Origin of the sequence: Buttiauxella ferragutiae (assembly GCF_022637515.1) — a bacterium.
Taxonomy (GTDB): Bacteria; Pseudomonadota; Gammaproteobacteria; order Enterobacterales; family Enterobacteriaceae; genus Buttiauxella; species Buttiauxella ferragutiae.
In genome coordinates this window covers 556,040-578,470 of the sequence record NZ_CP093332.1, presented here as the reverse complement: position 1 = coordinate 578,470, position 22,431 = coordinate 556,040, and the positions used below count along the sequence as shown (strand labels likewise).

Below are 22,431 nucleotides of genomic sequence, written 5' to 3'. Positions count from 1 at the left end.
CTTAGGTGTATCGCAATGGCAAATTTACGCTTACGCGAGTGCCGTAAGTGCAGGAAATATTGAGAGTTCCACCGAGCGCTGTCACACGTTCGCACATGCCCGTCAGGCCGAAGCCTTGCTGCCCGGATTCGGTAGGCAGGCCGCTGCCGTCATCTTCAATCACCAGCATCAGCCGCTCATCTTGCTGCCAGCCTTGAATCGTTACCGCGCTAGCGCTAGCGTGCTTCACAATGTTGTTTAACCCTTCCTGGCAAACGCGGAACAGTGTCACTCGTTGGCTTTCGCTCAGCAGCGGTTCGTCAATTTGCCAGTCGAGATGGCTGATGATGCCCCGACTTTCCAGCTCCATTTCACGCATCAACGAGCGAATTGCCTGCTCCAGAGATAAATCATCCAACTGGCGTGGACGCAGTCTTCCCAGCAGACGGCGTACCGAATCATAAATCCCAAGGGATAACTGTTCGATGTGCAATCCCCCCATCTTGACCCCGTCATTGCCCTGCGCCAGTCGCTGCACAATACCCGCCTGGGTACGAATTGCGGTAATGGTCTGGCCGATGTCGTCATGTAGCTCACGAGCCACGTCGCGCCGCACACTCTCTTCGGTTTCCAGCAAGCGTTCAGCAAGGCGACGGTTACGCACCAGTTCGGTTTGCAGGGACTGATTAAGCTCACGCAGGCGCTGGATCCCCGCCCCCAGCAGAAGTCCGGTCAGGCTTTGAGCCAGCAGCGAGAGGAGTAAATCCACAGGATGATCGTGCCAGGTCTGGCTGGCGATTAACGCGATGGCATTCATCAACGTCGCGATCAGCGCGCCCTGCCAGCCGTAGTGCCAGGCAAGGGCGATAATCGGCAACGCAAGGCAGAACGGCGTAAAGCGAGCAAGTTCGTCAGGTAGCCCGAGCTGTAACCACAAGCTGAGCACAAACAGTAACAGGTACCAGATAAGGTGGCGGGCACGCCAGTTTACTGGTTGTGAAACCAATCCAGGTCCCAGCGGCTGCCAGACGGTACTGGTGAGGTAGTGCCAGATGACAAGGCAGGTTGGGGCCAGAGTTAGCCCGCCGGTCAGTGTGATCAGCAACGCGTTCAACGTCGCCTGCCCTTGCCCGATCCACGGCAGTGACTGCAACAGTGCGGCGGCAATCAGCGCCCCGCCCTGACGGAGTAAAGTGCGCCAGTCACGCTGATGGCGGTAGCGGGAAATCAGCGCGACTGGCAGGACGGTTAGCACACCGCCAATCATTAGCAACGGAACATGCGTCAGAGCCACTTCCTGCGCCAGCCAGCCAAGCATCACCCATTCCGCGCCGAGCAACACGGGCCAGTAACCACGTGGACACTGCAGCATCAGGCCCAAACGCAGCCCAAAGGGAAATAGCAATACTGCCAGATCGGGCCGTTCCACCAAATGCAGGCTGATACTCCACAGGCAAAACCAGCTGGCCGTGAAGATAAAAAAGCTGGCGACGACGGAAATAAACCGGGAGAAAAAGGGTTGCATCACCATCCATCAAACAGGTGGTGAGCCAACCCAACGTCGTTACTGACGCCGAGTTTTTCCATCAGATTGGCACGATGGACGTGAACCGTCTTTGGCGATAGTCCAAGCTCAGTGGCGATCTCTTTGACCGCCATGCCCTGGGCTAGCTTTTCGGCTACCTGACGCTCGCGTTTGGTTAACGGATCCTGCCGTCCGGCCGCCAGTTTGATGGCGATGTCCGGCGTCAGATAGCAGCCACCTGTCGCCACCGTACGGACGGCGGCAATCAACTCATCCGGGCTACAGCGTTTAGACAGGAAACCACGTGCGCCTGCGTTTAAAGCCTGCTCCACCAAAGCCGGACTGTCGTGCACCGACAGCATAATGGTCGCCATTCCTTTTGGCAGTTGGCCGAGCAGTTCCAGCCCGGAAATATCCGGCATCGAGATGTCACAAATACACACCTGCACACCGCGGCCCGGCAGCCCAGCCAGCGCTTCGCGCCCGGAGCCGAACTCAACCACAATCTGAAAGTCCGGCTCCAGCCCCAATAGCTGCGCAAAGCCGGAGCGGACGATGAGGTGGTCGTCAATAAGGGCGATGGTTGTCATGATACTTTCCAGGAAGGTAAAAACGCGCTTACCTTAGCGATAAGCGTGTTGCTGTTCAAGCCTTAAGCGATTGACCGCCAGGCACACCACTATGAAACCGAAATTCGTTATCCGGGCTGCTAATTAAAGCTGCTTCTATATCACCAAAGAAACGCACTCGTTCACGAATATCCCCACCAGCAATCTTTTCAGCTAACGCTAAATAATCCTGATAATGCCGGGCTTCTGAACGCAGCAGCGACAAATAGAATTTCTGTAGCTCATCATCCAGATGGGGCGCCAGTGCAGCAAAGCGTTCACAAGATCGCGCCTCTATATACGCCCCACAAATCAATTTATCCACCAGCATCACTGGCTCATGGGTACGTGTTTCGCTCAGTAAGCCTTTGGCATAACGGCTGGCCGTGATTTTAACGTAGGGAATATTGCGAGCGAGCATGATCTCGCGCACCTGAAAGAAGTGGTGCAGCTCTTCTTTAATCAACAAAACCATGCTGTCGATGAGTTGCTGACCCCAGGCGTTTTGCGTTTTTGGCATCACGCTTTTACTCAGGCTTTTATGCAGCGCGACAAAATCAGGTTCTTTGCCTTCACGGAAAGTGAAATCTTCGTAAGGTTTTAGCCAATCAAGTAAAACCTGCGCGCTACTCTTATCGGCGACATATTTACGAATCAGGAACATGGCGGTTTGCGCCGCTTTGAGTTCGCATACCAGATGGTCGGTGAGCAACAGAGGTAAATACTCAGGCTGCCGGGCTTTTTCAATCCAGGCGTCAGGCGTTGGGCAATGCAGGAAATTGAGTACCGGGGAGAGGAGTTGCGGGTAGTTCATATTGGATTATTGTCTTTCCTTGATGTGCAGCGGCATTACGCCGCTGCACTGAAGAGATTAGTGGCGTACGCCGTCGTCATCTTCGTCTAATAAATCTTCGTCATCGCCTTCTTCACCCTCTTCGCCGTTCGGGTCTTCGAAGTAAGTGCCCCAGCCGTCATAATCCACACCGAATTTCTCGGCGAGGTTTAGCAGTTGTTCAACTTGCTCATCCAGCAGTTCAGCTTTCAGCGCACATTCGCTCAGCACATCGCAGCAGATAACGGTGTCACCCTCTTCCACTTCCAGCTCTTCAGGGTCAGTCACTTCGTAACCCATTTTGAATGCCTCAACAGCGGCTTTTTCAAGAGTTTCGAAATCGTCTGCGGAAAGGTGATGCTCGATTGTGTACAGCGCGTCAGGATCGCTGCCGTCTTCCAGTAATTCTTCAATAATCAAACGCGTCTCTTCGCGTTGCTCTTCCAGCAGTTCTGGATTTGCCATGGCCCTTTCCTCAATTTTGTCGGCAGATACTTCTATTTTCACACACGGCTGAGTTTGCCTCCACCTTTCCCGCTAAAGATTTTACTTTCGGGGTTGCAAATGAATATTCATACATATAAATTGAATTTGTATTCAATTACTGGCTTGTGCCATGAGAGGAAAATATGAGTCATTTCTATCAAAAACATTTTCTAAAATTACTGGATTTCACCCCTGCACAACTTCAAGAATTGCTTGCCCTGTCTGCCAAACTGAAAAGTGACAAGAAAAAAGGCACTGAAGTTCAGCATCTTACTGGAAAAAATATTGCGCTCATCTTCGAAAAAGACTCGACTCGTACGAGGTGCTCTTTCGAAGTTGCCGCATTTGACCAGGGCGCGCGAGTCACCTGGCTCGGCTCAAGCGGCAGCCAAATTGGGCATAAAGAATCAATTAAAGATACGGCTCGCGTATTAGGCCGGATGTACGATGGCATTCAGTATCGCGGGTATGGCCAGGAAATCGTTGAAACGCTGGCGCAGTATGCCGGTGTGCCGGTTTGGAACGGGCTGACTAACGAATTTCACCCAACGCAATTATTGGCAGATTTGCTGACTATGCAGGAGCAAATGCCCGGTAAGACCTTCCAACAGATGACGCTGGTTTATGCAGGTGATGCGCGTAATAACATGGGTAATTCGATGCTGGAAGCTGCCGCGTTGACCGGGCTGAATTTGCGCCTGGTGGCTCCAAAAGCATGCTGGCCGGATGAAAAACTGGTGACAGAATGCCAGGCTCTGGCGGCTCACAACGGTGGGAATATCACGCTGACAGAAGATATTGCCGCAGGCGTGAAAGGGGCCGATTTCATTTATACCGATGTATGGGTGTCGATGGGCGAGGCTAAAGAGAAGTGGGCTGAGCGTATCAGCCTGTTACGGGATTATCAGGTCAATAGCGCAATGCTGGCGCTGACTGGCAATCCTGAGGTGAAATTCCTGCATTGCCTGCCTGCATTCCACGACGACCAAACGACACTGGGTAAACAAATGGCGGAACAATATGGTCTGCACGGTGGCATGGAAGTGACGGATGAAGTGTTTGAATCGCCAAACAGCGTGGTGTTCTCTCAGGCTGAAAACCGCATGCACACCATTAAAGCGGTGATGGTGGCGACGCTGGTTAAGTAACATCCCCTCACCCCGGCCCTCTCCCCAAAGGGGCGAGGGAGAAAGCCAGTCCCCTCTCCCCAAAGGGGCGAGGCAGAAAACAATCGACTCCGAGCTAGTCCCCTCTCCCCAAAGGGACGAGGGAGAAAGCTAGTCCCCTCTCCCTCAGGGAGAGGGCCAGGGTGAGGGTGAAAATTCCCTTATCCTACCAACATCTTCACCACAACTTTACGCACCGGCGCGGGTTTGCCCACCGCGCACAGTGGTTTGTGAACTTCGCCTGGGTAGAACACCACGAAATCCCCTTCATTCATGATAATGGTTTTTTCCTGCACACCTTCTGGCAGGAACGCGATGTCTTTTTCCGCCAACAAGTCAGTCTCAGGCGCGCCCGCAGGCTGACAGCTAAACGTCATCCCTTCCTGACCCTTCATCACAATCTGGATATCCAGATAGCGCTGGTGAAATTCCGCAGGGCGGTCTTCGATTGGTTGTGTGGAATCTTCAGAAACCAGCATAAACAGGCGGTTACCGTCGATGTCATGTTTACCAAGTGGTGTTTCTGGAGTGATGTGTTGTTTCACGTGTTCAATTGCCTGACGCAGTTCTTCCGGCAGCCAGGATTGCAAAGAATGAATGTTGCCAATAATCATGTTCGATACCTTTTTTGAAACGATGTTTTATTATGGTATTTATACGAGCATTCATCTTCTACCGCTACGAGTTTTTTATGAAAACCTGTGCTGCATCTTAAAAAATTCTACTTACACCGTTTTTGACCTTTTTAAGCGCGGGTGCCAGACACCGTAAACAGAAAAAAACAGCAGATAAAAGTCTTTAAACGATCAACATGCAGAGATATGCTTCATAAAATTCAAACTACACAGCATTTATTGCTTAGATAATTTGAGTGAATAAATATGCGAAAACAGATATAAAAAATGAATCATTATGTAGATCATGAAAATCTACCATTGCGACAAACGATTAACATTAAGGTTTCATCTTGTTATCACCCATGATGCTTTACGGGGTTCATTTTCAATAATGGGTGCGAATGTTCCTGATGCTTCGTGGCTATTTATTTAATACTCACCCCTCGCATAATAATAACTTCACATTTCAGCAACCCTGATAAACGATATTTTATTCATTTGACTTAAATAAAAACATTGTTTTATTTTTAACACTAAAACCATTAGTGACAAATGTCACAGTTTTATCTCTTCTCATGATTACAATGACCTCGATTTCCCACCATATAAGGAAATAGAGAAATGGAAAACAATAATAAATCCATGCCACACATACGACGTGTTACGCATATTATGATGCTAATACACCGTAGCTGTTTTGATTTTCATCTTTTCAACTCTAAGTAAACCCCTCCCCCACGGCATCTGCTTTTGTGGATACTCGTGCCTGCTTGTCTCTAAACACTGATAAATAAAGTAAGCTGTTGAATATAGCTACTATTATCTTTCGTTTTGCGTATGGCATTTGACTATCCAAATTAGCTTTTAGCCAATCCGGTGAATCAATCACCTGACATATATCGACTCATATCAGTAATTCAATAATAAGAATTATTGCGGGTAGTTATTGTCTTTAAAAAAATAATAAACATCGGATTCCCTGTGGGGAATATCTGACGACCATGTCATACCAAAATTTCAATTATTCAAAATACAAGAGAACAAAGTCAAAATGGAAAAATTAAAAATAGCAGTTAATACCAGCGCGACTGAATGCTTTAGTACCGAACGTGAAATCGTCGAGATAACAAATACTAATTTTACTGATGTGTCGGCCGCCGTCATTTCCGTAAAAGATGCAACATCAGGTATGTTAGATACCATTGAACAGACGGGTTTTGGTATTCCAATCTTTGTCGCCGTTTGCTGCGAAGAAGAGTTACCAGCCGAAGTGCTACCTCGCGTTACTGGCGTGTTTGAACTGTGCGATGGAAATGTGGATTTCTATGGCAAACAGCTGGAAGCCGCAGCGGTTAAATATGAAAAAGAAGTGCTACCACCGTTCTTTGGCAGCCTGGTGGAATATGTGCAGCAGGGTAATGCTGCCTTCGACTGCCCGGGACACCAGGGCGGCCAATTCTTCCGCCGTCACCCGGCTGGACGCCAATTCTTTGATTACTTTGGTGAAACGCTTTTCCGCTCTGACCTTTGTAATGCTGACGTCTCCATGGGTGATTTACTGATCCATGAAGGCGCTCCGTGTACTGCACAGATGCACGCAGCGAAAGTGTTTAACGCTGATAAAACCTACTTTGTCTTAAACGGGACTTCTTCTTCTAACAAAGTGGTGTTGAACGCATTACTGGCACCGGGCGATCTGGTGTTATTTGACCGTAATAACCATAAATCCAACCACCATGGTGCATTGATTCAGGCGGGCGCTACACCAGTTTATCTGGAAACAGCTCGTAACCCGTTCGGATTTATCGGTGGTATTGATGCTCACTGTTTTGAAGAGAAATATCTCCGTGATTTAGTGCGTGAAGTTGCACCAAATCGAGGTGCTGAGAAACGTCCATTCCGCCTGGCCGTTATCCAGTTGGGCACTTACGACGGCACTATTTATAACGCACGCCAGGTCGTTGATAAGATTGGTCATCTGTGTGACTACATCCTGTTTGATTCTGCATGGGTAGGTTATGAGCAATTCATTCCGATGATGAACGACTGTTCACCTCTGCTGCTTGAATTAAATGAAAATGACCCAGGCATTCTGGTCACACAATCCGTACATAAACAGCAAGCTGGCTTCTCTCAGACTTCGCAAATTCATAAAAAAGACAAGCATATCAAAGGGCAAGATCGCTATGTCAATCATAAGCGTATGAACAATGCGTTTATGATGCACGCTTCCACCAGCCCGTTCTATCCGCTGTTTGCCGCCCTTGACGTTAACGCCAAAATGCATGAAGGCGAAAGCGGTAAACGTATGTGGATGGACTGCGTAAAAGTCGGGATTGAGACCCGCAAGCTGCTGTTAAAACTCTGCAAACATATTCGTCCGTTCGTACCAGAAACTATTGATGGCCGTAAGTGGGAAGAGTTTGATACCGAAACCATGGCAAACGACCTGCGCTTCTTTAACTTCATCCCAGGCGAACGCTGGCACTCATTTGATAACTACGCCGAGCACCAATACTTCGTTGACCCATGCAAACTGATGCTGACCACTCCGGGTATCAACGTTCAGACCGGTGAATACGATAGCTTCGGCGTACCAGCGACTATCCTCGCCAACTTCCTGCGCGAGAACGGCATTGTCCCGGAGAAATGCGACCTCAACTCCATTCTGTTCCTGATGACACCTGCCGAAGACATGGCAAAAATGCAGCATCTTGTTGCTCAAATTTCCCGTTTTGAGCGCCTGATTGAAGAAGATGCGCCGTTATCTGAAGTTCTGCCATCAATCTATAAAACCTACGAAGAACGCTATCAGGGCTACACCATCCGTCAGTTGTGCCAGGAAATGCACGATTTGTACGTCAGCCATAACGTCAAACAGCTGCAAAAAGAGATGTTCCGTAAAGACCACTTCCCGAAAGTCGTGATGAATCCTCAACAGGCAAACATTGAGTTTGTGCGCGGTAACGTTGAATTAGTGGCGTTATCTCAGGTTGAAGGCCGCATCGCTGCTGAAGGTGCTCTGCCATATCCTCCAGGTGTTTTATGTGTGGTTCCAGGCGAAATCTGGGGCGGTTCTGTGCAGCGTTATTTCCTGGCGCTGGAAGAAGGGATCAATCTGTTACCAGGCTTTGCTCCTGAATTACAGGGTGTCTATATCAAACTGGATGATGACCGTAAAAAACGCGCTTATGGCTATGTTATTAAACAATAAATCTGAAATCAGCAGGCGTCAGCGTTACTGGCAAAAACTGATTTTCCCATAAAAAGAAACAGTGAAGAACCGTGATTTTTCGGTTCTTCACAACTCAAGTTTATTAAAGGAACAGATTATGAGTACGTCTAAGGGCAGCAACAAAATGGGCGTCGTTCAGCTCACAATTTTGACAGCAGTTAACATGATGGGATCAGGGATCATCATGTTGCCGACCAAATTAGCGGAAGTGGGCACACTTTCAATCGTTTCATGGTTAGTGACGGCATTGGGCTCGATGGCCCTGGCTTACGCCTTCGCTAAATGTGGGATGTTCAGCCGCAAATCAGGTGGCATGGGCGGTTACGCAGAATATGCCTTTGGCAAATCTGGTAACTTCATGGCGAACTACACTTACGGGGTTTCATTACTCATTGCCAACGTCGCGATTGCGATTTCTGCAGTGGGTTACGGCACCGAATTATTGGATGCCACGTTATCGCCAATCGGAATTTGTATTGCAACCATCGGGGTGTTGTGGCTGGCGACAGTTGCAAACTTTGGCGGTGCACGCATTACCGGGCGTATTAGTGGCGTGACCGTTTGGGGCGTAATTATTCCTGTACTGGGCATCTCAATCATTGGTTGGTTCTGGTTCAGTCCATCAATGTATGTGGCCTCCTGGAACCCGCATCATCTTCCTGTTTTTGAAGCCATCGGTTCTTCTATCGCCATGACGCTGTGGGCCTTCTTGGGTTTAGAATCTGCCTGTGCAAACACCGATGTTGTTGAAAACCCAGAGCGTAACGTACCTATCGCCGTATTAGGCGGGACGCTGGGCGCTGCGGTTATCTACATTATTTCGACTAACGTGATCGCCGGTATTGTGCCAAACATGGATTTGGCAAACTCAACCGCTCCGTTTGGTTTAGCCTTTGCTCAGATGTTTACCCCTGGCGTCGGTAAAATCATCATGGCATTGATGATTATGTCCTGCGTAGGTTCACTGTTGGGCTGGCAGTTCACTATCGCTCAAGTATTCAAATCTTCTGCTGACGAAGGTTATTTCCCGAAAGTTTTCTCTAAATTAACCAAAGCAGAAGCACCAGTGAAAGGGATGATCGTTATCGTTATCATCCAGTCAGTGTTGTCTTTGATGACCATCAGCCCATCGCTGAACAAACAGTTCAACGTGCTGGTTAACCTGGCCGTCGTGACCAATATTATCCCTTACATCCTGTCGATGGCGGCGTTGGTCATTATCCAGAAAGTGGCGAAAGTGGAACCGAGTAAAGCGCGTCTTGCCAACATCTTCGCATTCATTGGCGCGATGTATAGCTTCTACGCTCTGTATTCTTCCGGTGAAGAAGCGATGATGTATGGTGCCATCGTGACTTTCCTCGGCTGGACACTATATGGCCTTATCTCTCCGCGTTTTGAACTGCGTAAAACCGGTGTGTGATTGAACAAATCACTGGCGCATTTATAGCGGGTAAGTATCCACAGCAACCGATTGCGAATAGCTAAAATATGTGAATTAATCGCTTGAAGTGTCCCCTTACACGCGTATAATGCGCCACAATTTGCCGGGAGGAAGCATGGTCAAGTGTGTTCAAAAAATTGCCACACCACGTCGTCTAAAAGACGGCGCGAATCTGTTTTTCTTTCCGTTGCTTCAATCAATTCCAAAGGCCCCTCGTTGAGGGGCCTTTTTTTTGCCCGACGCCCGAGAGCAGGAGATAACCATGGCTAACCCCCTATATCAAAAACATATCATTTCCATAAACGATCTCAGTCGTGAAGAGCTTGAACTAGTGCTCGCGACCGCGGCAAAACTGAAAGCCAACCCGCAGCCGGAACTGTTAAAGCATATCGTCGTTGCCAGTTGTTTCTTTGAAGCTTCAACGCGTACACGCCTCTCTTTTGAAACCGCAATGCACCGCCTCGGCGCGTCAGTTGTCGGGTTCTCGGACAGCAGCAACACGTCGCTGGGTAAAAAAGGCGAAACGCTGGCCGATACCATTTCGGTGATCAGCACTTACGTTGACGCCATCGTCATGCGGCACCCGCAAGAAGGGGCTGCACGCCTGGCGACTGAATTCTCTGGCAACATTCCGGTGCTGAATGCTGGTGACGGTGCCAACCAGCACCCAACTCAAACGCTGCTGGATTTGTTCACCATCCAGGAAACGCAGGGCCGTCTGGAAAACCTGAACATCGCGATGGTCGGTGACCTGAAATATGGCCGCACCGTGCATTCTCTGGCGCAGGCACTGGCGAAATTTGAAGGTAACCGCTTCTACTTCATCGCACCAAATGCGCTGGCGATGCCGAAGTACATTCTCGATATGCTGGATGAAAAAGGGATTGCCTGGAGCTGCCATGAAGCTATCGACGATGTGGTCGCCGATCTGGATATTCTGTACATGACGCGAGTCCAGAAAGAGCGTCTTGACCCATCTGAATACGCCAACGTGAAGGCACAGTTTGTGCTGCGCGCGGCCGATCTGGTCGATGCTCGCGAAAACATGAAAGTCCTGCACCCGCTGCCACGCATTGATGAAATTACGACTGATGTCGACAAAACATCCCACGCCTGGTATTTCCAGCAGGCAGGCAACGGTATTTATGCCCGCCAGGCTCTGCTGGCGTTAGTTTTGCAACCTGAACTGGTTTGAGTGAGAGGAAGATTAAGATGACACACGACAACAAATTACAAGTTGAAGCGATTAAACGCGGTACGGTTATCGATCATATTCCTGCCCTGGTAGGCTTTAAGCTGCTGACTCTCTTCCAGTTAACGGAAACCGACCAGCGCATCACTATTGGCCTGAACTTGCCTTCTCGCGAACAGGGCCGTAAAGACCTGATTAAAATAGAAAATACCTTCCTGACGGACGAACAAGTTAACCAACTTGCGCTGTATGCACCGCATGCCACCGTCAACCGTATTGATGAATATGAAGTGGTCGGTAAAAGCAAACCAAGCCTGCCTTCACGTATTGATAAAGTGCTGGTTTGCCCGAATACCAACTGCATCAGCCGCAGCGAACCTGTTCATTCTTCATTCGCAGTGAAAAAGCGCGACGAAAGCATCAGCCTCAAATGCAAATATTGTGAGAAGGAGTTCGCACATTACGTTGTGCTGGCTGATTAATCATTGCCGCTTAAGCTCTCGTCCCTATAATGGACGGGAGCTTTTTGTTTGTAGGATGGATAAACGCCATCCACGACTCAAGCATCTACGAACTTTATTGAAGGAATTAATATGTCTCGTATTATCAGCACCGAAAACGCACCTGCAGCTATCGGCCCATATGTTCAGGGTGTAGACCTGGGCAGCATGATTATCACTTCAGGTCAGATCCCAGTGAACCCAAAAACTGGCACCGTACCGGAAGACGTAGCAGCGCAAGCGCGTCAGTCTCTGGAAAACGTGCAGGCGATTGTTGAAGCGGCTGGCCTGAAAGTGGGCGATATCGTGAAAACCACCGTTTTCGTTAAAGACCTGAACGACTTCGCTACCGTGAATGCGACTTACGAAGCCTTCTTTAATGAGCATAAAGCTTCTTTCCCGGCGCGTTCTTGCGTGGAAGTGGCTCGTCTGCCTAAAGATGTGAAGATTGAAATCGAAGCGATTGCGATTCGCCGCTAACGTTTCAGTCAAAAGGCCGCAAACGCGGCCTTTTAAATAATTACGGTTTCACACTCGCCCGCAATAATTTTTGCAACGGATACACCGCCGCAATCACCACTTCATCTTGCGTTTGTGCTGCATCATCGAGCTGTTTCTGAATCCCCTGAACTTCATCAGCGCTCAGCGTGCCCTGTCTAGCCACCAAATCCGTCAGACGCAGCCCTATTCCCGCCAGTTTATCGACGTTTTCAGCCACCGGTTTTAGCGCCTTGAGCTGATAATTACCGTCGATCAACTCCAGCACATCCGGCGTGTTACTTTGCCAGCGCGCAAAGGTATGGCGCAGGGAATCGACACTGTTGTTATCTTCCGGGTCAGCAATCAGTTTATCGACCCACAAATCCAGCGCACGCACCTGGCTGCTTTGCGCACCTAACGCATCAGCAAAACGGTTTAGCGGCTCAAAGTGATGATAGTTTCCGGCCTGGAATTTCAGATGCTGGCGCGTGTAGTACTGCGCTGGTTCAACCGCCTGAGCCAGAATTTGCAACGGCATAATCTCCGCCGTCCCCGCCAGGCGTGTCATTTGCCGCGCTGCCGCTGCGTGCTGCTGCAAACCCACAGAAACGGTCGACCAGGCGTCGATCGCCTGCATACGCTGGTACATATTGTCGACATCTTTCACGTCTTCCGTTGACCATAAACGCTCTGCCACCGCAAAAGTCCGTGGCCACAACTTGATATCCAGCAATGGCGATATCACGTTTTCAGCCCACAGCGCCGCTTCGCCACCCAGAATATTGTTCATCTGTTCAGGCGTTGGCACCACAGGCTGGATGCCGTCTGGCACATCATCCAGTTTCTGGCCAGTTGCCGGATAACGTACGTTGCCCACCAGCAAATAGCCGCTCAATTTGTCTTTATCAAGCGTTAATACCGGGCGGGTTTCCCCCATCCAGGTATCGACGGTAAAAGTCACCTGAGTCGGGCTCAACCAGTCAACATCACGCACCGCACGACGGGACTTTCCTTTAAAATCGATAAACCCACGCCACCCGCTTTGGCCACTCACCAGGGTGAAACTCCCTTCTACGGCACTGCCTTTCAGACGCGGCATACTGAAGAACCAGCTTTGGGCGCTGTCGGATTCGCTAATTTTGTCGATACCGTTCAACCCTTGCGGCAGGATCTCGTTGCGATAGTGGTAAGCGGTCGCCTGCGGTTGATCAACATAGAAGCCGGTCGACAAGATCCCTTTGTAGCCGTTGGCTGCCACAGCACCAAGTGCGTCCTGCCCTTGCCATGATTGGATCAGGATATTTTTCGGCAGATCCGGATGGTAGATCTCATCCCAGCCCATCATCTGGCGATGATGTTTTTCGAGGATCTTTTCCAGCCGTTGGTTGAAGTAAGTTTGCAAAGCGTGGGTGTCGGCCAAATTATGCTGCTTCATAAACGCCTGAATTTCTGGCGAAGCTTTCCACTGTGAGTCATCAACTTCATCACCACCGATGTGCAGATAACTGTCCGGGAAAATTGCGGTCAGCTCACCAATCAGCGTATCAACAAATTTATAGGCGGCTTCGTTGGTCGGATTCAGCAGCGGTTTTAACACGCCCCAATGGCGTTCCATTTGATACGGCCCCGGCGCGCTCATTAATTCCGGATAGGCCACAGCAATGGCTGAAGCGTGCCCTGGAAGATCCATTTCTGGCACCACGCGGATACCGAGCGATGTTGCATAGCGCACCACTTCTTTCATCTGTGCCTGGGTGTAAAAGTCCCCATCGCTGGCCAGTTGCTGCAATTTTGGATAGGCGGTTGAGGCAAAACGCCAGCCCTGGTCGTCGGTTAAATGCCAGTGAAAGACGTTCATTTTCGCGGCGGCCATGCCATCCAACTGGCGCAGAATATCGTTGACTGGCATGAAGTGACGAGCGGAGTCGAGGAGCAACCCACGCCACGGGAAGCGCGGCTGGTCTTTAATCGCAACAAACGGGATGGCGGTGTTTTCTGGGCCGTTTTGAATCAGCTGTAATAAGGTTTCCATGCCGCGCAAGGTACCAAAACGGCTATTCGCCGTCAGTTTCACACCGTCTGCGGTAACGCTTAATTCGTAGCTTTCATCGCTGTCGAGTTTAGGGAGTGGAGCAACCGCTTGTTTGATTTGAATGTCGATGGTGGGTTTTGCAGGGTTGGTCTGTGCCGGTTGTAGCTGCCAGCCAGTTTGCCGGGAAATGCGCTGACGCCAGCGTTCGGTGGCACCAGGCAGTTTGTCGCCAGTGATTTTTATGGAAATGGCATTATCGATAACCAGCGTCCCTTCCGCTGAAGGGCGATCGACCTGCTGCGGCCAGGGCATCAGCGGCAAATCGCCTGCCGGTGCCGCCCAAGCCTGGCAAGTTGCAGCGATGCAACCCGCCAGCAGGCTCAAACGAATTGATTTAAACATGAATATTCCTTTAACAGTGACGGGCCAGAAAAAAGCAAAAACAATCTGGTAACACGTGTAGAAATATTCATCAAGATTATGGGCGGGAAACGCGGGATGCAGATCACATCCCGCTGATATTTACTATACCCATTAGCATTCGAGTTGCAGCAAGGCGGCCAGGACGCTCACCCCAGGAGCTTACTTGAGTAAGTGACTGGGGTGAGCGTCTGCAGCCAACGCCGCTGCAGCTTGAAGGATGATGGGTATATTACTGCCAGCCGTAACGGCGGCTATAGAACCCTTTCACGCACTGCGTCAGCGTCATGTATCCGGCAAGGATCGCAATCAGCCATGGGAAGTAGCTCAGCGGTAGCGCCTGGAGTTGCAGGTAGCTTGCCAGTGGCGAGAACGGCAGACCAATCCCGACAACCATCACCACCAGCGTCATTACCAGTAACGGCCAGGCCGCACGGCTCTGAATGAATGGAATGCGACGGGTACGAATCATATGCACAATCAATGTTTGCGACAGTAACCCGACCACGAACCAGCCAGACTGGAACAGCGTTTGCGCTTCCGGCACATTTGCCTGGAACACCCACCACATTACGCAGAACGTCAGAATATCGAAGATAGAACTGATCGGCCCGAAGAACACCATAAAGCGCCCTAAATCCGCCGGGTTCCAGCGTTGTGGTTTCTGGATTTGCTCGTCATCGACGTTATCGAACGGAATCGCCACCTGGGACACATCGTACAGCAGGTTCTGAATCAGTAAGTGCAACGGCAGCATCGGCAAGAACGGCAGGAAGGCGCTCGCTACCAGCACGCTGAACACGTTACCAAAGTTAGAACTGGCAGTCATTTTGATGTATTTCAGCATGTTAGCGAAGGTTCTGCGCCCTTCAATCACCCCTTCTTCCAGCACCATCAGGCTCTTTTCCAGCAAGATGATATCTGCGGCTTCACGCGCAATATCGACCGCGCCATCGACGGAAATCCCGATGTCTGCCGCACGCAATGCGGGTGCGTCATTAATGCCGTCGCCCATAAAGCCGACCACATGCCCTTCGCCCCGCAACAGGCGCACAATACGTTCTTTGTGCATTGGCGTCAGGCGCGCAAATAGTGTGGTGCGCAACGCCAGTGCCGCGAGATCTTTGTCATTCATGTTTTCGATGTCGCTGCCAGTGACCAGCTCACCGACATCCAGCCCCACTTCGCGGCACACTTTCGCCGCCACCAGCTCGCTATCACCGGTGAGGATTTTCACCGCAATGCCGCTGGCTTTCAGCGCTTTCAACGCAGGTGCCGTGGTTTCTTTCGGTGGATCGAGGAACGCGATGTAACCTTCGAGAATCAGATCCGATTCGTCCACACGACCGTAATCGTCACAGCGTGCAGGCAGGACTTTGCTCGCCACTGCCACCACACGCAATCCCTGACGGTTAAGATCGTCCGTCACACGGCGAATACGTGCCAGCAAGGTTTCGCTGAGCGGCACGATCTCATCACCGTAACGCACTTGTGAGCAGACGTTGAGAACCTCCTGCAAGGCGCCTTTGCAGATCAGCTGATGCACTTGCGGTTGTTCGGAGACGACCACTGACATGCGGCGGCGCTCAAAGTCGAACGGGATCTCATCCACTTTTTGCCAGCGCGTCGCTGCATGACGCGCAGTCTCTTCATCCACCCCTTCCAGCACCGCCACATCCAGCAGGTTTTTCAGCCCGGTCTGGTAATGGCTGTTGAGCCAGGCGGTATGCAGAACGTGGTTGCTTGTCGCACCAAGAATATCGGTGTGCGACTCCAGCACAATGCGATCTTGCGTCAGCGTACCGGTTTTATCGGTGCACAGAATGTCCATCGCGCCAAAGTTTTGAATCGCATCGAGGTGTTTGACGATCACTTTCTGTTTAGAGAGTTTTACCGCCCCGCGAGCCAGCGTCGAGGTAACGATCATCGGCAGCATTTCTGGCGTCAAACCGACTGCCACAGAGAGCGAGAAGAGTGCGGCTTCCCACCAGTCGCCTTTGGTGAAACCGTTGATCAGCAAGACGATCGGCGTCATCACCAGCATAAAGCGAATCAGCACCCAACTGACGCGACTGATGCCTTTCTGGAACGCATTCGGCTCGCTTTCTTGTTGAGTCACGCGCCCGGCCAGTTGCCCAAACCAGGTGTTACCACCCGTTGCGATAATCATCGCGAGCGCCGTACCACTCACCACGTTGGTGCCCATAAAGCACAGCGTGTCGCATTCCAGCGGGTTGTTGTGCGACGTGTCGCGGCTGACCGCCACTTTTTCCACCGGCAAGGATTCACCGGTCAGCGAGGCCTGGCCGACAAAAAGATCGCGAGCCTGTATAACACGTAGATCTGCCGGGATCATGTCGCCCGCAGCCAGTTTAACGATGTCGCCTGGCACCAGTCTTTCGAGAGGGATTTCGATAAACGCATTTTCCCCCGTTTCATCCACCACGCGCAGCACGGTGGCGGTATTGCTGACCATTGCTTTGAGCGTGTCAGCCGCTTTGGTGGAGCGCGCTTCCTGGACGAAGTTCAGCAAAGTGGCGATCGCCACCATCAGCGCAATCACTCCTGCGGCAAACATATCCTCGGTGGAGTAAGAAACAATGCCGAGAATAGTGAGCAAAATATTGAATGGGTTGCGGTAGCACATCCAAAGATGCACCCACCATGGCGATGGCTTTTGCGCCGGGATTTGGTTTGAGCCATGTTGCTCGAGCGCACTCTCAACTTCACGCGCATTCAGCCCTTCAGGATGGCTGTGGAAATCGCGATACAGTTGTTCTTCGGATGCGTGCGCATACTTCAGGCACGATTCGCTCAGCGAAGCGGGAACCTCTTGCGCAAGTGCAATGGTATTGTCGTCCGGCATCAGGTCGCGCTGGATCAAGCGACGAGGCAGGTGGCGGCTGAGTTGTGCAAACAACTGCCGGGTCAGATTTTTTAACAGCATAGTAGTCCCTCGGCGCCACGTGTTGTGGCACCTGGTGACGTGCAGGCGCGGCTAATCCTTGCCTTGCAGGCCAAATTTTTTCATCAGCAGGGATATCATTAATTGAGAGATCTCTGCCTTACGCAATCCGGTAAGGCAGTCGCTTCAAAGAAGGGAGTCTTACCGGATTATTCCTGTCGTTACAGGGTCTGGACTGGGATCAGGTTCCATGTCGCCTCCGGTTAAAAGAAAAAGTCATTACGATACTGGCGGATATTCTACGCCGACAAAACTAAACCTCACGTAAACCAGATTTTTTCCGTTGTGGTATCGTTGACTAGCCTTAATTCTAATGAGCAATTGATTGCCAGGAACCGACACATGCAAAGCCGCCTCACTATCAAAGACATCGCCCGTTTAAGCGGTGTGGGTAAATCCACTGTCTCGCGAGTTCTGAATAATGAAAACGGGGTCAGTGCGCGTACACGTGAGCGCGTGGAAGCGGTGATGCAGCAAGAAGGTTTTTCCCCTTCCCGGTCAGCACGTGCGATGCGTGGACAGAGCGATAAAGTGGTCGCCATTATTGTGACCCGTCTGGATTCGCTATCGGAAAACCTCGCGGTACAAACCCTGCTGCCGTCGCTCTATGAGCAAGGCTATGATCCGATCATGATGGAAAGCCAGTTTTCCCCGAAACTGGTCGAAGAGCATTTAGGCGTGCTGAGGCGTCGCCATATCGACGGGGTGATTTTGTTTGGCTTCACCGGCATCAATGAGAAAATACTCGCTCCGTGGCAATCGACGCTGGTGCTGATGGCGCGGGACGCCAAAGGGTTTGCTTCGGTGTGTTATGACGATGAAGGCGCTATCGATATTTTGATGGCTCGTCTGTATGAGCAAGGCCACCGCCAGATTAGTTTCCTCGGCGTTCCCCATAGCGATGTCACTACCGGTTTTCGCCGCCATCAGGCGTATCTCGCGTTCTGTAAAAGCCACTCGCTAACACCGAATTTCGTCCTGCCGGGCCTGGCAATGAAACAAGGTTATGACCACGTGGCCGAAGTATTGACTCCGGAAACCACCGCGCTGCTGTGCGCCACCGATACCCTCGCTTTGGGTGCCAGTAAATATCTGCAAGAACAACAAAACAGCGCTTTGCAACTGGCGAGCGTCGGTAGCACGCCGCTGATGAAATTCCTCCATCCCGAGATCATTACCGTCGATCCCGGTTACGCCGAAGCCGGTCGCCAGGCCGCAAGACAACTGATCGGCCAGATCACCCAAACCCGCGATCTACAGCAGATCGTTATCCCCGGATCATTACAGTAATCTCCCCTCTTTTACGGTTTATTGTGATCGTCGCCTTATTTCGGGAACGTTCCCATTTTCGTAAAAAAGATTAAAAGATAACCTTGCTGGCAGATAACACCTCACTACCTCGGGACATCATCATGGCCAAAGTGAAACAACAAGATATAGACAGGCTGATAGAGCTGGTTGGCGGACGTGGCAACATCGCCACTGTGAGCCATTGTATTACCCGCTTGCGTTTTGTATTGAATAACCCAGCCGCTGCATCACCAAAACAGATTGAAGAATTACCGATGGTGAAAGGCTGCTTTACCAATGCCGGGCAGTTCCAGGTAGTGATTGGCCCCGAAGTCGGCGATTACTATCAGGCGTTGATCGCCACAAGTGGCCACAGCAACTCAGACAAAGAACAAGCAAAACTCGCCGCGCGCCAGAATATGAAATGGCATGAGCGTTTGATCTCCCACTTCGCCGAGATCTTCTTCCCACTGTTACCGGCATTGATCAGCGGCGGTTTAATCCTCGGCTTCCGTAATGTGATCGGCGACTTGCCGATGAGCAACGGGCAGACGCTGGCGCAAATGCACCCGTCGCTACAATCGATTTACGACTTCTTATGGCTGATTGGCGAGGCAATCTTCTTCTATCTGCCAGTCGGTATTTGCTGGTCAGCCGTGCGAAAAATGGGCGGGACACCTATCCTTGGGATTGTGCTTGGCGTCACGCTGGTATCACCACAGCTGATGAATGCCTATGAATTGGGTAGCAAAATTCCTGAAGTGTGGAACTTTGGCCTGTTTACCATCGAGAAAGTGGGCTACCAGGCGCAAGTGATTCCAGCTTTGTTGGCAGGCCTGGCTTTGGGCTTTATTGAGACGCGTCTGAAACGCATCGTGCCGGATTACCTCTATCTTGTAATAGTGCCTGTGTGTTCGCTGATTCTGGCGGTGTTCCTGGCGCACGCGTTTATCGGCCCGTTTGGCCGCTGGATTGGTGACGGTGTGGCCTTTGCAGTTCGCCATCTGATGACCGGCAGTTTTGCGCCGATTGGCGCTGCGTTGTTTGGCTTCCTTTACGCGCCGCTGGTGATTACCGGTGTACATCAGACCACGCTCGCCATCGATATGCAGATGATTCAGAGCATGGGCGGAACCCCAGTTTGGCCGCTGATTGCGCTGTCTAACATTGCTCAGGCATCTGCGGTGGTTGGCATCATTATTTGCAGCCGTAAGCACAACGAACGTGAGATTTCAGTTCCGGCGGCGATTTCTGCCTACCTCGGCGTGACCGAACCGGCGATGTACGGCATCAACCTGAAATACCGCTTCCCGATGCTGTGCGCAATGATTGGCTCAGGGCTTGCGGGCTTACTGTGTGGCCTGAGCGGCGTGATGGCAAACGGGATTGGCGTGGGTGGTTTACCAGGCATTCTGTCCATTCAGCCGCGTTACTGGGAAGTGTATTCGCTGGCGATTCTGATTGCCGTCATCGTGCCGATTGTATTGACCAGCGTGATGTATAAACGCAAACACCGTCAAGGTTTGTTGCTGGTGGTGTAATCGGTTCACAATCGGTGGTGGATGATGCTAACGCTTATCCACCCTACAACGGCTTTTCGTAGGTCGGATAAGCGCTAGCGTCATCCGACAACAGAGGTCACATTGGCCTCACTGGTTTTAGGAATGATTTATGAATACAACTCCTCCCTGGTGGCAACACGGTGTCATTTACCAGATCTACCCGAAGAGTTTCCAGGACACGACTGGCAGTGGTACCGGTGATTTGATTGGCGTAATTAAGCGCCTGGACTATCTCAAACTGCTTGGCGTGGATGCCATCTGGCTGACACCGTTTTATGTTTCGCCGCAGGTCGATAACGGCTATGACGTGGCGAACTACTGTGCCATCGATCATACCTACGGCACGCTGGATGACTTTGATTTACTGGTTGCAGGCGCCCACGAGCGCGGTATCCGCGTCGTTCTGGATATGGTGTTTAACCATACTTCCACGCAACATGCATGGTTCCACGAATCGCTGAACAAAGAGAGCCCGTACCGCGAGTTTTATATCTGGCGCGACGGTACGCCAGACGTTTTACCCAACAACTGGCGCTCTAAATTCGGTGGTAACGCCTGGCGCTGGCACGCAGAGAGCGGCCAGTATTATCTGCACCTGTTTGCGCCGGAGCAGGCGGATCTCAACTGGGAAAACCCGCAAGTTCGCGCTGAACTGAAAAAGGTCTGCGAATTCTGGGCCGACCGTGGCGTAGATGGTTTGCGTCTTGATGTGATCAACCTGGTTTCCAAGGATCAGGATTTCCCGGCGGATATTGAAGGCGGTGATGGACGTCGTTTTTACACCGACGGGCCGCGCATCCACGAATATCTGCAAGAATTAAGCCGCGATGTGTTTGTACCACGCGAGTTAATGACGGTGGGCGAAATGTCCTCCACCACGCTCGATAACTGCCAGCAATATGCCGCACTCAACAGCAATGAGCTGTCGATGACGTTCAACTTCCATCACCTGAAAGTGGATTATCCGGACGGGCAAAAATGGGCGCTGGCAGCCCCTGATTACATCGCACTGAAAGCGATTTTCAGCCACTGGCAACAAGGCATGCACAACGTAGCGTGGAATGCGTTGTTCTGGTGTAACCACGACCAGCCGCGCATTGTGTCGCGCTTTGGTGACGAAGGCGAGCTGCGTGTGCCGGCAGCCAAAATGCTGGCGATGGTGCTACATGGCATGCAGGGCACGCCGTATATCTATCAGGGCGAAGAGTTGGGGATGACCAACCCGCACTTCAAACGCATCATTGATTACCGTGATGTCGAAAGCCACAACATGTATGCCGAGTTGCGCGCCCAGGGCCGCGAGAGTGACAATCTGCTGGCGATCCTCGCCAGTAAATCGCGCGATAACAGCCGTACGCCGATGCAATGGGACGATGGCGAAAACGCAGGATTTACCACCGGAACGCCGTGGATCAACCTGTGCGATAACTATCAGACCATCAATGCCAGAGCAGCGGTTGACGATGCAGATTCAGTATTTTATGCCTACCAACGCCTCATCAAACTGCGTAAAGCCACCCCTGTTTTCACCTGGGGTAGTTATCAGGATCTGCTGCCTGAGCATCCGTATTTGTGGTGTTACCGCCGTGAATGGCAAGGGCAAACACTGGTGGTTGCGGCGAACCTCAGCCGTGAAAATCAATGGTGGATGCCGGAAGCCTTTGAAGGCGACTGGGATGTACTGATGAGCAACTACGCTGATGCAGCGGGGAAACCTGGCGAGATCAGCTTACGGCCATTTGAGGCGGTTTATTGGTTGCAGTGTTAATTTCCACCAGGAAGGATCTCCCTAATAATTGAGGGAGATCTCTCTGCCAAAATTTTAGGTCTTCTCCGCGTAGCCCATCCTTCCTACTACTACCGATTTACTTTGTTCTGCATCAATAAAATCGCAAACATCTTTGATGCAAAGCACTACATATAGACCTTAAAATGCGCCCCGACCCCACATATTGTATTTTTCGACTATTATAGCAACAAGTACCACAGAGGATTCAGGGGATTATCTGTGGATAAACATCGGCTCAAAATCATAAAGCCTATGGCAACGCGAGCAAATTTCGGCTTGCGAACAATTTCAATCCTTTGTGGATAACCTTTT

General features: G+C 51.0%; 17 protein-coding genes. 10 read left to right on the top strand and 7 right to left on the bottom strand.

Annotated features, from left to right (window positions below; genetic code table 11):
• Position 1 precedes the first annotated feature (1 nt).
• Genes uhpB through rraB form a run of 4 tightly spaced genes read right to left on the bottom strand, consistent with a single transcriptional unit; the run spans position 2 to position 3,409 of the window.
• Positions 2-1,504 carry a signal transduction histidine-protein kinase/phosphatase UhpB gene (gene uhpB, locus MNO13_RS02710; protein ID WP_232886452.1) on the bottom strand — a complete coding sequence of 501 codons (1,503 nt, stop codon included), beginning with the start codon at positions 1,502-1,504 and terminating at the stop codon, positions 2-4.
• Positions 1,504-2,094 (bottom strand): response regulator transcription factor UhpA, encoded by a 591-nt coding sequence (gene uhpA, locus MNO13_RS02705; protein WP_121814833.1) that lies wholly within the window; start codon positions 2,092-2,094, stop codon positions 1,504-1,506. The genes uhpB and uhpA overlap by 1 nt, the downstream gene beginning before the upstream one ends.
• Before the next feature lie 55 nt (positions 2,095-2,149).
• Positions 2,150-2,926: a tRNA isopentenyl-2-thiomethyl-A-37 hydroxylase MiaE gene (miaE, locus tag MNO13_RS02700; protein WP_064543218.1), complete on the bottom strand. Its 777-nt coding sequence runs from the start codon at positions 2,924-2,926 to the stop codon at positions 2,150-2,152.
• A 57-nt stretch (positions 2,927-2,983) separates the two neighbouring features.
• On the bottom strand, positions 2,984-3,409 hold the full coding sequence (rraB, locus tag MNO13_RS02695; RefSeq protein WP_064543216.1) for a ribonuclease E inhibitor RraB: 426 nt from the start codon (positions 3,407-3,409) through the stop codon (positions 2,984-2,986).
• Between the two features lie 164 nt (positions 3,410-3,573).
• Here rraB and argF point away from each other — a divergent pair, with 164 nt between their 5' ends.
• Positions 3,574-4,578, top strand: coding sequence for an ornithine carbamoyltransferase (argF, locus tag MNO13_RS02690; protein WP_064543214.1), 1,005 nt, complete (start codon positions 3,574-3,576; stop codon positions 4,576-4,578).
• Between the two features lie 179 nt (positions 4,579-4,757).
• Here argF and MNO13_RS02685 read toward each other — a convergent pair whose 3' ends face one another.
• Positions 4,758-5,210 (bottom strand): YhcH/YjgK/YiaL family protein, encoded by a 453-nt coding sequence (locus MNO13_RS02685; protein WP_064543212.1) that lies wholly within the window; start codon positions 5,208-5,210, stop codon positions 4,758-4,760.
• A 624-nt stretch (positions 5,211-5,834) separates the two neighbouring features.
• Between MNO13_RS02685 and speFL the strand changes: the two genes are divergently transcribed.
• From speFL to ridA, 6 genes are all read left to right on the top strand, one after another.
• Complete coding sequence (gene speFL / locus MNO13_RS02680) at positions 5,835-5,939, top strand: leader peptide SpeFL (protein WP_121814831.1); 105 nt, start codon at positions 5,835-5,837, stop codon at positions 5,937-5,939.
• A 325-nt stretch (positions 5,940-6,264) separates the two neighbouring features.
• Positions 6,265-8,427, top strand: a complete 2,163-nt coding sequence (gene speF, locus MNO13_RS02675; RefSeq protein WP_064543210.1) for an ornithine decarboxylase SpeF — start codon at positions 6,265-6,267, stop codon at positions 8,425-8,427.
• Positions 8,428-8,545: 118 nt separating this feature from the next.
• Positions 8,546-9,868: a putrescine-ornithine antiporter gene (gene potE, locus MNO13_RS02670; RefSeq protein WP_064543205.1), complete on the top strand. Its 1,323-nt coding sequence runs from the start codon at positions 8,546-8,548 to the stop codon at positions 9,866-9,868.
• Between the two features lie 283 nt (positions 9,869-10,151).
• Positions 10,152-11,084, top strand: a complete 933-nt coding sequence (gene pyrB / locus MNO13_RS02665; protein ID WP_064543203.1) for an aspartate carbamoyltransferase — start codon at positions 10,152-10,154, stop codon at positions 11,082-11,084.
• A 17-nt stretch (positions 11,085-11,101) separates the two neighbouring features.
• Entirely contained in the window at positions 11,102-11,563 is a 462-nt protein-coding gene (pyrI, locus tag MNO13_RS02660) for an aspartate carbamoyltransferase regulatory subunit (RefSeq protein WP_064543200.1), read from the top strand.
• A 111-nt stretch (positions 11,564-11,674) separates the two neighbouring features.
• Positions 11,675-12,061, top strand: coding sequence for a 2-iminobutanoate/2-iminopropanoate deaminase (gene ridA, locus MNO13_RS02655; protein ID WP_064543197.1), 387 nt, complete (start codon positions 11,675-11,677; stop codon positions 12,059-12,061).
• 40 nt (positions 12,062-12,101) lie between these two features.
• On the opposite strand, the gene MNO13_RS02650 is transcribed toward ridA, so the two are convergent.
• The gene (locus MNO13_RS02650) at positions 12,102-14,495 is read right to left on the bottom strand and encodes a beta-N-acetylhexosaminidase (protein WP_241939493.1); all 2,394 of its coding nucleotides are present in this window, start codon (positions 14,493-14,495) and stop codon (positions 12,102-12,104) included.
• Between the two features lie 250 nt (positions 14,496-14,745).
• Complete coding sequence (gene mgtA, locus MNO13_RS02645; protein ID WP_133522303.1) at positions 14,746-17,457, bottom strand: magnesium-translocating P-type ATPase; 2,712 nt, start codon at positions 17,455-17,457, stop codon at positions 14,746-14,748.
• 363 nt (positions 17,458-17,820) lie between these two features.
• On the opposite strand from mgtA, the gene treR reads away from it, so the two are divergent.
• From treR to treC, 3 genes are all read left to right on the top strand, one after another.
• Positions 17,821-18,768 carry a trehalose operon repressor TreR gene (gene treR, locus MNO13_RS02640; RefSeq protein WP_133522273.1) on the top strand — a complete coding sequence of 316 codons (948 nt, stop codon included), beginning with the start codon at positions 17,821-17,823 and terminating at the stop codon, positions 18,766-18,768.
• A gap of 122 nt (positions 18,769-18,890) precedes the next feature.
• Positions 18,891-20,309, top strand: a complete 1,419-nt coding sequence (gene treB, locus MNO13_RS02635) for a PTS trehalose transporter subunit IIBC (protein ID WP_064543193.1) — start codon at positions 18,891-18,893, stop codon at positions 20,307-20,309.
• A gap of 130 nt (positions 20,310-20,439) precedes the next feature.
• Complete coding sequence (treC, locus tag MNO13_RS02630; RefSeq protein WP_133522274.1) at positions 20,440-22,098, top strand: alpha,alpha-phosphotrehalase; 1,659 nt, start codon at positions 20,440-20,442, stop codon at positions 22,096-22,098.
• Positions 22,099-22,431: the final 333 nt, after the last annotated feature.

Bases quoted from the DNA above. Each gene is read 5' to 3' on its own strand.
- speFL (WP_121814831.1), top strand. From the start codon at position 5,835: ATGGAAAACAATAATAAATCCATGCCACACATACGACGTGTTACGCAT.
- MNO13_RS02650 (WP_241939493.1), bottom strand. From the start codon at position 14,495: ATGTTTAAATCAATTCGTTTGAGCCTGCTGGCGGGTTGCATCGCTGCA.
- uhpA (WP_121814833.1), bottom strand. From the start codon at position 2,094: ATGACAACCATCGCCCTTATTGACGACCACCTCATCGTCCGCTCCGGC.
- potE (WP_064543205.1), top strand. From the start codon at position 8,546: ATGAGTACGTCTAAGGGCAGCAACAAAATGGGCGTCGTTCAGCTCACA.
- treC (WP_133522274.1), top strand. From the start codon at position 20,440: ATGAATACAACTCCTCCCTGGTGGCAACACGGTGTCATTTACCAGATC.
- treB (WP_064543193.1), top strand. From the start codon at position 18,891: ATGGCCAAAGTGAAACAACAAGATATAGACAGGCTGATAGAGCTGGTT.
- argF (WP_064543214.1), top strand. From the start codon at position 3,574: ATGAGTCATTTCTATCAAAAACATTTTCTAAAATTACTGGATTTCACC.
- rraB (WP_064543216.1), bottom strand. From the start codon at position 3,409: ATGGCAAATCCAGAACTGCTGGAAGAGCAACGCGAAGAGACGCGTTTG.
- uhpB (WP_232886452.1), bottom strand. From the start codon at position 1,504: ATGCAACCCTTTTTCTCCCGGTTTATTTCCGTCGTCGCCAGCTTTTTT.
- MNO13_RS02685 (WP_064543212.1), bottom strand. From the start codon at position 5,210: ATGATTATTGGCAACATTCATTCTTTGCAATCCTGGCTGCCGGAAGAA.
- pyrI (WP_064543200.1), top strand. From the start codon at position 11,102: ATGACACACGACAACAAATTACAAGTTGAAGCGATTAAACGCGGTACG.
- ridA (WP_064543197.1), top strand. From the start codon at position 11,675: ATGTCTCGTATTATCAGCACCGAAAACGCACCTGCAGCTATCGGCCCA.
- speF (WP_064543210.1), top strand. From the start codon at position 6,265: ATGGAAAAATTAAAAATAGCAGTTAATACCAGCGCGACTGAATGCTTT.
- pyrB (WP_064543203.1), top strand. From the start codon at position 10,152: ATGGCTAACCCCCTATATCAAAAACATATCATTTCCATAAACGATCTC.
- treR (WP_133522273.1), top strand. From the start codon at position 17,821: ATGCAAAGCCGCCTCACTATCAAAGACATCGCCCGTTTAAGCGGTGTG.
- miaE (WP_064543218.1), bottom strand. From the start codon at position 2,926: ATGAACTACCCGCAACTCCTCTCCCCGGTACTCAATTTCCTGCATTGC.